Raw genomic sequence first — 11,128 nt, 5'->3', positions numbered from 1 at the left:
GCAGCCAGGCACCGGCTCCCAAGGCAAATGACAAGGCGGGAGGCATGGCAGGTGCCGAGGCGGCGTTCGAGAAACGGCGCGCCGCGCAGCTGAAGGCCGAGGCCGACCAGGCCGAGAAGGACCGGCTGGCACAGGAGCAGCAGGCGCGCTGCGCGCGGATGCGCAACTACGCTACCGCCCTGCAGCAGGGCCGGCGCATCGCGGTGCTGGCGCCGGATGGCTCGCCACAGCACCTGGACGATGCGCAGCGCCAGGCCGAGTTGCAGCGCGCCAGCGCCAGCGTCGAACAGAACTGCACCTGAGCGGAGCCGGCTCCGCGGTCAGTTGGCGCCGCCGCGCAGCCATTTCTGGCCTTCGCGGGTGCCGGCCTGGCGGATCTTCTGCACGCGCTTTCTGCGCGCCGACTTGGGGTCGGCCACCAGCGGGCGGTAGATTTCGATGCGGTCGCCCGCACGCACCACGGTGTCCGGCGTCTTGAGCTTGCCGAAGATGCCGACGCGCATGGTGGCCGGATCCACTTCAGGACAGGCCTGCAGCAGCCCCGAGGCGCCGATGGCGGCGACAATGGTCGTACCGGGCGGCACCTCCAGCTCTTTCAGGAAAGCAGCGCCCGGGCGGGCATAGCACACCGAGATGCGTAACGCGCAGGCGGCGCCGGTCTCGTCAGCCGTTGCCATAAACCACCTCGGCACGCTTGACGAAGGCATCGACAAACGTATTGGCGATCATGCTGAACACCGGCCCGATGAGCTTCTCCAGCAGGAAGCTGGAGAACTCGTAGTGCAGGTGGAATTCGATCTTGCAGGCATCCTCGCGCAGCGGCGTGAAGCGCCACGAGCCATTGAAAGCCTTGAAGGGCCCGTCCTCGAACACCATATCGATCCTGGCGGGCCGCTCCTGGGTGTTGCGGGTGTGGAAGTACTGCTTGACGCCCTTGAAATGGATATGGATCTTGGCGTCGAGCAAGGTCTCGGTCTGCTCGAATACCTCGACGCCGCCGCACCAGGGGAGGAACTTGGGGTAGTCCTCGACGCATGTGACCAGGTTGTACATCTGCTCGGCGGAATGGCCGAGCAGAACGGATTTATGGACGTCTGCCATGTATTGGAGAATCAGGGCCCATGCAGACCCCGCCTGCGGCATGACGCATTGCGGAATCCACCGGGGCGGGCCAGTTTGCTAGAATCCCAATTTTAGCCCACGCGCGTCCTGGCGGCATCCCGAATGCAGGCGGCGGCATCCCCCGCGCGGCAAGCATGGCGGCAATGGCAGGCGCCGGACCGTGGCGCATCACGTTTCCCGCGCGCGGCCAGCACTTTACGCGGCGCGCGGCGGCGCCGCACCGCCCCCGTACCTTGTGATTTTTTTGCTTTCTATTTTTCCTATCTCCATTTCCTCTATCCGGACCGCATGACCATCGCAGACAACAAGAAAGCCTTTTTCGACTACTTCATCGAAGAGCGATATGAGGCGGGGATCGTGCTCGAGGGCTGGGAAGTCAAGGCGATCCGCGCCGGACGCGTGCAGATCAAGGAAGGCTACGTGGTCATTCGCGACGCCGAGCTCTTCCTGATCGGCGCTCACATCAGCGCGCTCAACAGCGCCTCGACCCATATCTCGCCCGATGCGGTGCGCACCCGCAAATTGTTGCTCAAGGCAGAAGAAATCAAGCGGCTGATCGGCAAGGTGGAGCAGCGCGGCTTCACGATCGTGCCGCTCAACCTGCACTACACGCGCGGACGCGTCAAGTGCGAGATCGGCCTGGCCAAGGGCAAGAAGATGTTCGACAAGCGCGAGACCGAGAAGGACCGCGATTGGCAACGCGAGAAGGCGCGCATCATGAAGGGCGCCGGCAAGGAGTAAGGCGGCGCGCCTGCTCAGGCATTCTTACCGGCGCCCCCCTCTCCCGCCGGCGGGAGAACGGTTGGAGGAGAGGGCAAGCACATCACGCCGTCACATCCCTTCCGGCCTCACGCTCAAGCCCCCTTCTGCTGTCCCTTGACGATCTGCAGCGCGGAAGCAATCATGCCGCTCATCTCGCCAAGGTTGCCCGGCACGATCAGCGTGTTGCCCTGCTTGGCCAGGTTGCCGAAGGCACCCACGTATTCCTCCGCCACCTTGAGGTTGACCGCCTCCATGCCGCCTTCGGCGCGGATAGCCCGCCCGATTTTCTCAATGGCTTGCGCGTTGGCCTCGGCCACCGCCAGGATCGCCGCGGCTTCGCCCTGCGCCTTGTTGATGGCCGCCTGCCGCTCGCCTTCGGATTTCTGGATGGCGGCCTCGCGCGCGCCGGAGGCCAGGTTGATCTGCTCCTGGCGCTTGCCCTCGGAAGCCGCGATCAGCGCGCGCTTCTCGCGCTCGGCGGTAATCTGCGCCTGCATCGCATGCAGGATCTCCTTGGGCGGCGTGAGATCCTTGATCTCGTAGCGCAGCACCTTCACCCCCCAGCTGGCGGCAGCCTCGTCCAGCGCATTGACCACGCTGTGGTTGATGTAGTCGCGCTCCTCGAAGGTCTTGTCCAGTTCCAGCTTGCCGATCACCGAGCGCAGCGTGGTCTGCGAGAGCTGGGTGATCGCCACCACGAAATTGCTGGAGCCATAGGACGCCTTCATCGGATCGGTGACCTGGAAGTACAGCACGCCGTCCACCTGCAACTGCGTATTGTCCCTGGTGATGCAGACCTGGCTGGGCACATCGAGCGGGATTTCCTTCAAGACATGCTTGTAGGCCACCCGATCGACGAAGGGCAGCACCACGGTCAGCCCCGGCGTCAGCGTGGCGTGGTACTTGCCGAGGCGCTCCAGCACCCAGGCATGCTGCTGCGGCACGATCTTGAAACTCTTCGCCACCAGGACGATGACCGCGATGAGAATCAACAGGGGCAGCAGGCTGCCGAAGAATTCGAACATGGGACCTCCGTGACGGGTTGGAAAAAAGCGTGTTGCAGGAAAGCCTGAAACCTGGAAACCGGAAACCGGACCGCCCCGATGGCGGTGTTGCGGCAGCCCTGGCAGCGCCAGGGCGAACCGCGCGAAGCAGGCCTAGCGTGGGCAGACGAATAGCGTGTTGCCGCGTACCTCGACGATGCGGAAGCGCCCGGGCGCAGCTGGGCCCTGGGCCTGGAGTTCGACGTCCCAATCCGCGCCCCGATAGCGCACCCGGGCCCTTCCGCCGGTGCCCCAGGCCGGCACCTCAAGTTCCTGCCCGATATCGGGGTTGACGTTGGGGTCGCGCTCGGCCTGGTCGCGCCGGGTACGGCCATAGCGGGAGCGCCGCAGCGCGACGAAGCCGGCCAGCGCCACCAGCGCAGCCAGTATGGTCTGGCTGGCGGCGCCAAGGCCGGCCAGCGCACCCATGCCGCCCATGGCGGCACCCAGCGCCACCATCAGCAGATACAAGGTGCCGAAACCCAGTTCCACGATCACCAGCACCGCGGCCAGCGCAAACCAGATGTAATACGGCGCCATTGCCTCCCCCCTTGCCTGCCGTTGTCGTGGCCTGGCGTCGCCCGCACAAGCCCAGACCACGGTCAAAACAAAAAACCCCCGCAACGCCAGGGCGCCTGCGGGGGTTCGGAACACCTGGCGCAGGGCCGGTGTAACGCTATTGTGACTTCAAATGCCTCAGGAAGCCAGTTGCTTCCAGGTGTCGACCACCGAATCGGGATTCAGCGAGATCGACTTGATGCCTTCCTTGGCCAGCCACGCGGCGAAATCCGGGTGGTCCGAAGGGCCCTGGCCGCAGATGCCGACGTACTTGTTCAGGCGCAGCGCGGTGGAAATGGCGCGCGACAGCATGAACTTGACCGCCGGGTCGCGTTCGTCGAAGTCCTTGGCCAGCAGCTCCATGCCGGAGTCGCGGTCCAGGCCCAGCGTGAGCTGGGTCAGGTCGTTCGAGCCGATCGAAAAGCCGTCGAAATACTGCAGGAACTCCTCGGCCAGGATGGCGTTGGACGGCACTTCGCACATCATGATGACGCGCAGGCCGTTCTCGCCGCGCTTCAGGCCGTGCTTGGCCAGCAGTTCGATGACCTTCTCGGCCTGCCCCAGGGTCCGCACGAACGGCACCATGATTTCGACGTTGGTCAGCCCCATGTCGTCACGCACGCGCTTCATGGCCTTGCACTCCATCTCGAAGGCTTCGGCGAAGTCTTCGGAGATGTAGCGCGAGGCGCCGCGGAAGCCAAGCATCGGGTTTTCCTCGTCCGGCTCATAGCGCGAGCCGCCGATCAGCTTCTTGTACTCGTTGGACTTGAAGTCCGACAGGCGCACGATAACGGGCTTCGGGTAGAACGCCGCGCCGATGGTGGCGATGCCCTCGGCCAGCTTGTCCACGTAGAAGGCGCGCGGGCTGGCGTGGCCGCGGGCCACGCTTTCCACAGCCTTCTTCAGGTCGGCGTCGACTTGCGGGTAGTCGAGGATGGCCTTGGGGTGGACACCGATATTGTTGTTGATGATGAACTCGAGGCGCGCCAGGCCGACACCCTGGTTCGGGATCTGGCAGAAATCGAAGGCCAGCTGCGGGTTGCCGACGTTCATCATGATCTTGACGTCGATTTCCGGCATTTCGCCGCGCTGCACCTCGGTGACCTCGGTCTCGAGCAGGCCGTCGTAGATGCGGCCTTCGTCGCCCTCGGCGCACGACACCGTCACCAGCGTGCCGTCCTTGAGCAGGTCGGTGGCGTCGCCGCAGCCGACCACGGCGGGAACGCCCAGCTCGCGCGCGATGATGGCCGCGTGGCAGGTACGGCCACCGCGGTTGGTCACGATGGCGGCGGCGCGCTTCATCACCGGCTCCCAGTTGGGATCGGTCATGTCGGCAACCAGCACGTCGCCCGGCTGCACGCGCTCCATCTCGGACGGGTCATTGATGACGCGCACGCGGCCGGTGCCGATCTTCTGGCCAATGGCGCGGCCGCTGGTCAGCACAGGGGCGGTGCCCTTGAGCTTGAAGCGCTGCTCGGCCTTGCCGGCGGACTGGCTCTTCACGGTTTCGGGGCGGGCCTGCAGGATGTAGATCTTGCCGTCGCGGCCGTCCTTGCCCCACTCGATGTCCATCGGACGAGCGTAGTGCTTCTCGATGATGACCGCGTACTTGGCCAGCTCCGCCACGTCGGCGTCGGTGATCGAGTAGCGGTTGCGCAGTTCGATGGGGACGTCGACGGTCTTGACGCGGCCGGCTTCGCCAGGCGCGGTGAATTCCATCTTGATCAGCTTGGAGCCGATCGAGCGGCGGATGATGGGGTACTTGCCCGCTTGCAGCGTGGGCTTGAAGACGTAGAACTCGTCCGGGTTGACCGCGCCCTGCACCACCGTCTCGCCCAGGCCGTAGCTGGAGGTGATGAAGACCACTTCCTGGAAGCCCGACTCGGTGTCGATGGTGAACATCACGCCCGAGGCGCCCACGTCCGAGCGCACCATGCGCTGCACGCCGGCGGACAGCGCCACCACGTCGTGGGCGAAGCCCTTGTGCACGCGGTAGGAAATGGCGCGGTCGTTGTACAGCGAGGCAAACACGTGGCGGATCTTGTCCAGCACGTCGTCGATACCGCTGACGTTGAGGTAGGACTCCTGCTGGCCGGCGAACGATGCGTCGGGCAGGTCTTCGGCGGTGGCCGACGAACGCACGGCGAACGAGGCCTCGGCGCCTTCGCGCGCTTCGGCACGGGCGTAGAACTCGCGGATTTCCTGCTCCAGGCGGGGCTGGAACGGCGCCTGGACGACCCAGTCGCGGATCTCGGCGCCAGCTTCGGCCAGGGCCTTCACGTCGTCGACGTCGAGGGCCTTGAGGCGGTCGGAAATACGCTGGGTCAGGTTGTTGTGGACGAGGAAGTCGCGGAAAGCCAGCGCGGTGGTGGCAAAGCCGCCGGGCACCCGTACGCCGGCCTCGGCCAGTTGGGAGATCATCTCACCTAGCGACGAGTTCTTGCCCCCCACGGTTTCCACATCTTCCTTGCGCAACTGTTCGAACGGCAGCACATACGCGCTGTCGATTGCCGGGTTGTTCATAAAAGCCTCAAAAACAAAGTAAGAAACCTGTTGCTGACGCCCGGAATATTGTTGGAGTTCTGCTACCGGACGGATCGCTTGGCTAAACAGTCCCTGGGCGGTCCCAATGCGGCCCCGACCGGATTCGATCGGGTGCGATCGTGATTGCTGCAGCGCACATTGTTGACAATTCGTGGCCGAATCGTTGTGCCAACAGCGCTGGCGGAATTGCTTAGCGAAAAGATCGCCGCTATTCTACCGTGCCGCACCGCACTTTCGCGGCGCGCGGTTTCAAAAATAATTGTACAGACATGCCCCAGCCCGCCGCTCCCGCCGCGCCCATCGAGCCGCAGCACCCCCAGGAACCGCGTCATGAGGAGCGCCCGGCCATCCGCACGGTCTTCATCGTCTCCGACGGCACCGGCATTACCGCCGAGACCTTCAGCCACTCCATCCTGGCCCAGTTCGAGATGCGTTTCCGCAAGGTACGCATGCCGTTCGTCGATACGCCCGAAAAGGCGCATATCGCGGTAGCCAAGATCAACGAAGCCTTCTATGCGGAAGGCGTGCAGCCCATCGTCTTCACCACCCTGGTCAACCAGGAGTCGAACAAGGCGATCCGGCGCGCCAAGGCCATGATCCTGGACATGTTCCAGACCTTCATCGAGCCGCTCGAAAAGGAGCTAGGCCTCAAGTCCACCCATGCGATCGGCCGTTTCCACCAGAATGCGGATACCGAGGCCTACCAGAACCGCATCGAGGCGATCAATTTCTCGCTCGCTCACGACGATGGCCAGTCGCACAAGAACCTGGCCGAGGCGGACATCATCCTGGTAGGCGTGTCGCGCAGCGGCAAGACCCCGACCAGCCTTTACCTGGCCATGCAATACGGCCTGAAGGCGGCCAACTACCCGCTGATCCCCGACGACTTCGAGCGCGGCAAGCTGCCGAGTGCGCTCTACGCCTTCAAGCCCAAGATCTTCGGCCTCTCCATCAACCCGCAACGCCTGGCCGAGATCCGCAACGAGCGGCGCCCGGGCAGCAAGTACGCGGCGCCGGAGAACTGCCGCTACGAGGTCAACGAGGCCGAGGCCATGATGCGCCGCGAAGGCATCAAATGGCTGTCGTCCACCCACAAGTCGATCGAAGAGATCGCCACCACGATCCTGCAGGAGATCAAGGTGGACCGGGACAACAATTACTGAAGAAACCCGAAGCCCCAAACGAAGCCGAACCGTGCGCCAAAGCCGTGTGAAATGACGCTGGCTGTGACTCCCTCTCCCCTCGAGGGGAAGAGGGGTGGCCTGGCTAGGGGCCACTGGAAGCGGAGCCAATGGTTTGCTCCAGTGCAGCGGCATCGCGAGCGCCCGCCCTCTCCCCCGGCCCCTACCCGGGAACCTCTTCTAAGCCGTTGAATTTATTGGAGGCAATGTCAAGGTCTTGCCGCAGAGATAGTGCCCCGAAGGCACCTTGCTTTTCTGGGGTGCAAGTCGGCGCGTCCTGCGCTCTTGAGACTCTCCCGCAAGCGGGAGAGCTGGAAGCAAACCGCTTGCACGAGCTCAGCCTCAGCCCGGCCGCCGCTGCCGCACCGCCTCGAACAGGCAGATCGCAGTCGCCGCCGCCACATTCAGCGACTCCAGCCCGCCCGGCTGGGGAATGCCCACCGTGCGGCTGACCTTGGCCATCCACTCCGGGCTCACGCCCGCGCCTTCGTTGCCCACCACCCAGCCCACCGGGCCGCGCAGGTCAGTGTCGAACACCGCCGCCTGCGCATGGGAGGACGTGGCCAGCAGCGGCACCGCGAGCCGCGGCGCCAGCATGTCGAAGCTGCAGTGCTCGACGATATTCAGATGGAAATTGGCGCCCATGGCGGCGCGCAGGGTCTTGGTGGACCAGGCGAAGGCGCTGCCGGTGACCAGGAACGCATGCGGAATGCCGGCCGCGGCGGCGCTGCGCAGGATCGAGCCGACGTTGCCGGCATCCTGCACACCGTCGAGGATGATGCAATCGGTATCGATATGCGACGGCAGGTGGCCGGAAGGCGTATCGATCACCAGCATCAGGTCGACGCCGTTGACCACGCCGGCAATCAGGTCGAACAAGGCATCCGCCAGCACCACCACGCGCTCTGGCGCGATCTGCTTCAGCAGTTGCATCACCTCGGCGTGATCGTAATGCCGCTCCGAGACCACGCACTGCACCGGCTGGCCCAGCGCATCCAGGTAAGCCTGGGCAAGATGCACGCCATCCAGCACCGACTGCCCCGCCTTGCGGCGCGCGTGCGTGGAGCCGGTCAGCGCCTTGAGGTGCTTGAACAGCGCGTTGTCGCGCGAAGTGACGTGCTTCACGATAGCAGCTCCGGGGATGCCGGGCGGGACGCGCCGGCGGCGGGTGCAATGCGACCCAGCGCGATGGCGTTGCGCACCGGCGCGAACGAACGCCGGTGGTGCGGCGTGGCGCCGAACTCGGTCAGCGCGGCCAGGTGCTGGGGCGTGCCATAGCCCGCGTGGGCATCGAAGCCGTATTGCGGGTACGCGGCATGCAACTCCAGCAATTCGCGGTCGCGCGCCACCTTGGCCAGGATCGATGCCGCCGAGATGGCCTGCACCTTGGCGTCTCCCTTGACGATGGCCTCGACGGGAAAGCGGACCTGCGGACAACGGTTGCCGTCCACCTGCACCAGGTCGGGCGCGAGGCCGGCATCGGCCAGGCCATGCACCGCACGCTGCATGGCCAGCATGGTAGCGTGCAGGATGTTGATGGTATCGATTTCTTCCACCGAAGCCTGGGCGATATGCCAGCCCAGTGCCCGCTCGCGGATCTGGTCGAACAGCACCTCGCGCCGGCGTGCGGTCAGTATCTTCGAATCCGCCAGGCCTTCGATCGGCCGGGCCGGATCGAGCACCACCGCCGCGGCATAGACAGGCCCCGCCAGCGGGCCCCTGCCCGCCTCGTCCACGCCGCACAGGTAGCGAACCTGCGCGGTCGTGGCCGCCAGCTCGAAGCCGAGCTGGGGAGAATCGGCGTTCACGGTCGGACGGCGCGCCATTACACCCCCCTCCGTTCGCGAATCAGGCTGGCGACCACCTCGGAAGCCAGCTCGGCGGTATTGCGTTTGAGCGTCTCGTGCATCTGGGTGAAATGTTCGCGCAGGAAGGCGGTATTACCCTCGTCGTTCAATTGCAGCAGGGTCTCGCGCGCCAGCGCTTCGGGCGTGGCGTCGTCCTGCAGCAACTCAGGCACCACGAAGCGTTTGGAGAGAACGTTGGGCAGACCCACATAAGGCAGGTACCCCTGGCGCTTCATGATCTGCGCGGTCAGCCAGGGCACCTTGTAGGAAATCACCATCGGCTTCTTGTATAGCGCTGCCTCGAGCGTCGCGGTACCGCTGGCGAGCAGAATGACGTCCGCGGCTTCCATCGCCTGGTGCGACTGCCCGTCGATAACGGTCAGCGGCAATTGCGGATACTGCAGGTGCAGGTTCTCGACCACGGCACGCAGCGATGCACTGGCCGCAGGCAGCACGAAGACGAGATTGTTGTCCATCTCATGCATGCGCGCCATCGCACCGAAGAAAGTCGGCCCCAGGTTGCGCACTTCTGACTGGCGGCTGCCGGGCAGCACCGCGACCACGCGATGGCCCGCGGCCAGGCCGAGGCGCTCGCGGGCGCCTTGCGTATCGGGCACCATCGGGATGACATCGGCCAGCGGGTGCCCCACGTAAGTGGCGGCTATGCCGGCGCGGGCGTAGATCTCCGGCTCGAACGGGAACAGGCAGAGAATGTGATCGACCGCGCGCGCGATGGTACGAATGCGCCCGCCGCGCCAGGCCCAGATCGAAGGACTGACGAAGTGCACGACCGGTATCCCGGCGCGCCGCAGCGGCGTTTCGAGCCCGAAGTTGAAATCAGGCGCATCCACGCCGATAAAGCAGAGCGGCGGCTCGGCCAGCAGCTTTTCCTTGATGGCGCGGCGTGTCGCCAGGATCTCGCGCAGCGAGCCCAGCACCTCCACATAGCCATTGACCGACAGGGTTTCCATCGGCCACTGCGACTCGAAACCCTGCGCAATCATGCGCGCCCCGCCGATGCCCGAATAGCGCACGGTGTCGCGCATGCGGGCCTTGAGCCCGCTCAGCAACAGCGAAGCGAGCAGATCGCCGGAATTCTCGCCGGCGACCATCGCGATGGTCCCGAGCTTGCCCCCGGCCGCTACGGCTGCATCGATCATGGCGTTGACCGGCTTCAGCGCACAATGCCGCGCTGCGTGGCGGCAATGAAGTCGAGAAAGCCCTGCAGCGGCACCTTGGCGCTGCCTTCGGCTTGCGCGATCAGCTGTGCGATCTCGTTGCGGGCGGTTTCGAAGCTCAGGTCGGACTTGTACAGCACCTTGTAGGCCTGGCGCAGCGCGGCAATCTGCGCGGCGTCGAAGCCGCGGCGGCGCATGCCTTCCACATTGACGCCGTGCGGCGTGGCCTTGTTGCCGCCCTTGTCGCCGGCGGCGATCACGAACGGCGGCACATCCTGCACCAGCGCCGAGGCGCCGCCAAGCATGGCATGGTCGCCGATGCGCACGAACTGGTGCACCCCGCTCATGCCGCCGAGGATGGCCCAGTCGCCTACCTGGACGTGCCCGGCGATCTGCGCGTTGCTGGAAAACACCGTGTGGTTCCCCACCCGGCAATCGTGGGCGATATGCACATAGGCCATGATCCAGTTATCGTTGCCGATGCTGGTCACGCCCTGATCCTGCACCGTGCCGGTGTGGATGGTGGTGAACTCGCGAATGGTGTTGCGGTCGCCGATCACCAGCCGGGTCGGCTCGTTGCGGTACTTCATGTCCTGCGGCGTTCCACCCACCGAAGCATAGGGCCCGATGCGGTTATCCGCGCCGATGGTGGTATGCCCCTCGATGGTGGTATGCGCGCCAACCTGGGTGCCGCTCCCAAGCCGCACATTCGGACCCACGATGGAAAACGGCCCGACGGTCACGTCGGCTGCAAGCTCGGCCTTCGGGTCGACGAGTGCGCTGGGATGGATCTGCGTCATGCGTCCTGTCCTATGGTCTGAGATGGAAAGATCGAACGGTCGAAACAACGACCGGCCACACTAAACTTGGCTTTGAAGCGTAGCGAGCGGCCA

General features: G+C 65.0%; 11 protein-coding genes and 1 pseudogene. 3 read left to right on the top strand and 9 right to left on the bottom strand.

Translation table 11 applies throughout. From position 1 onward, the window contains the following. Positions 1 to 302: pseudogene (locus tag P3W85_RS26605) on the top strand (DUF4124 domain-containing protein); the annotation flags it as partial. An 18-nt stretch (positions 303 to 320) separates the two neighbouring features. Here P3W85_RS26605 and P3W85_RS26600 read toward each other — a convergent pair. Both P3W85_RS26600 and P3W85_RS26595 read right to left on the bottom strand, forming a co-directional pair. After that, positions 321 to 677 carry an RnfH family protein gene (locus tag P3W85_RS26600; RefSeq protein ID WP_276266951.1) on the bottom strand — a complete coding sequence of 119 codons (357 nt, stop codon included), beginning with the start codon at positions 675 to 677 and terminating at the stop codon, positions 321 to 323. Continuing rightward, on the bottom strand, positions 664 to 1,101 hold the full coding sequence (locus P3W85_RS26595; protein WP_035805117.1) for a type II toxin-antitoxin system RatA family toxin: 438 nt from the start codon (positions 1,099 to 1,101) through the stop codon (positions 664 to 666). Before P3W85_RS26595 ends, P3W85_RS26600 begins: the two co-directional genes overlap by 14 nt. A 309-nt stretch (positions 1,102 to 1,410) precedes the next feature. Here P3W85_RS26595 and smpB point away from each other — a divergent pair, with 309 nt between their 5' ends. Next, positions 1,411 to 1,863, top strand: coding sequence for an SsrA-binding protein SmpB (gene smpB, locus P3W85_RS26590; protein ID WP_006164727.1), 453 nt, complete (start codon positions 1,411 to 1,413; stop codon positions 1,861 to 1,863). A gap of 113 nt (positions 1,864 to 1,976) precedes the next feature. Here smpB and P3W85_RS26585 read toward each other — a convergent pair whose 3' ends face one another. From P3W85_RS26585 to ppsA, 3 genes are all read right to left on the bottom strand, one after another. Then, a complete protein-coding gene (locus P3W85_RS26585; protein ID WP_017223951.1) occupies positions 1,977 to 2,909 on the bottom strand; it encodes an SPFH domain-containing protein in 933 nt (310 codons plus the stop codon). A gap of 132 nt (positions 2,910 to 3,041) precedes the next feature. Next, positions 3,042 to 3,467 carry an NfeD family protein gene (locus P3W85_RS26580; RefSeq protein WP_017223952.1) on the bottom strand — a complete coding sequence of 142 codons (426 nt, stop codon included), beginning with the start codon at positions 3,465 to 3,467 and terminating at the stop codon, positions 3,042 to 3,044. 156 nt (positions 3,468 to 3,623) lie between these two features. Then, complete coding sequence (gene ppsA, locus P3W85_RS26575) at positions 3,624 to 6,008, bottom strand: phosphoenolpyruvate synthase (RefSeq protein ID WP_276266950.1); 2,385 nt, start codon at positions 6,006 to 6,008, stop codon at positions 3,624 to 3,626. 290 nt (positions 6,009 to 6,298) lie between these two features. On the opposite strand from ppsA, the gene ppsR reads away from it, so the two are divergent. Further along, complete coding sequence (gene ppsR / locus P3W85_RS26570) at positions 6,299 to 7,192, top strand: posphoenolpyruvate synthetase regulatory kinase/phosphorylase PpsR (RefSeq protein WP_276266949.1); 894 nt, start codon at positions 6,299 to 6,301, stop codon at positions 7,190 to 7,192. A gap of 360 nt (positions 7,193 to 7,552) precedes the next feature. Here ppsR and P3W85_RS26565 read toward each other — a convergent pair whose 3' ends face one another. From P3W85_RS26565 to lpxA, 4 genes are read right to left on the bottom strand one after another with little or no spacing between them, the layout of a single operon-like run. Further along, the gene (locus P3W85_RS26565; RefSeq protein ID WP_017223955.1) at positions 7,553 to 8,335 is read right to left on the bottom strand and encodes a TrmH family RNA methyltransferase; all 783 of its coding nucleotides are present in this window, start codon (positions 8,333 to 8,335) and stop codon (positions 7,553 to 7,555) included. Then, a complete protein-coding gene (gene rnhB / locus P3W85_RS26560) occupies positions 8,332 to 9,036 on the bottom strand; it encodes a ribonuclease HII (RefSeq protein ID WP_276266948.1) in 705 nt (234 codons plus the stop codon). Before rnhB ends, P3W85_RS26565 begins: the two co-directional genes overlap by 4 nt. Continuing rightward, positions 9,036 to 10,217 (bottom strand): lipid-A-disaccharide synthase, encoded by a 1,182-nt coding sequence (lpxB, locus tag P3W85_RS26555; RefSeq protein WP_276266947.1) that lies wholly within the window; start codon positions 10,215 to 10,217, stop codon positions 9,036 to 9,038. The genes rnhB and lpxB overlap by 1 nt, the downstream gene beginning before the upstream one ends. 14 nt (positions 10,218 to 10,231) lie before the next feature. Continuing rightward, positions 10,232 to 11,035 carry an acyl-ACP--UDP-N-acetylglucosamine O-acyltransferase gene (gene lpxA, locus P3W85_RS26550; protein WP_276266946.1) on the bottom strand — a complete coding sequence of 268 codons (804 nt, stop codon included), beginning with the start codon at positions 11,033 to 11,035 and terminating at the stop codon, positions 10,232 to 10,234. Between the last annotated feature and the right edge of the window lie 93 nt (positions 11,036 to 11,128).

Source organism: Cupriavidus basilensis (genome assembly GCF_029335485.1).
Classification (GTDB): Bacteria; Pseudomonadota; Gammaproteobacteria; order Burkholderiales; family Burkholderiaceae; genus Cupriavidus; species Cupriavidus basilensis_E.
This window is presented reverse-complemented; position numbering and strand designations above follow the sequence as displayed.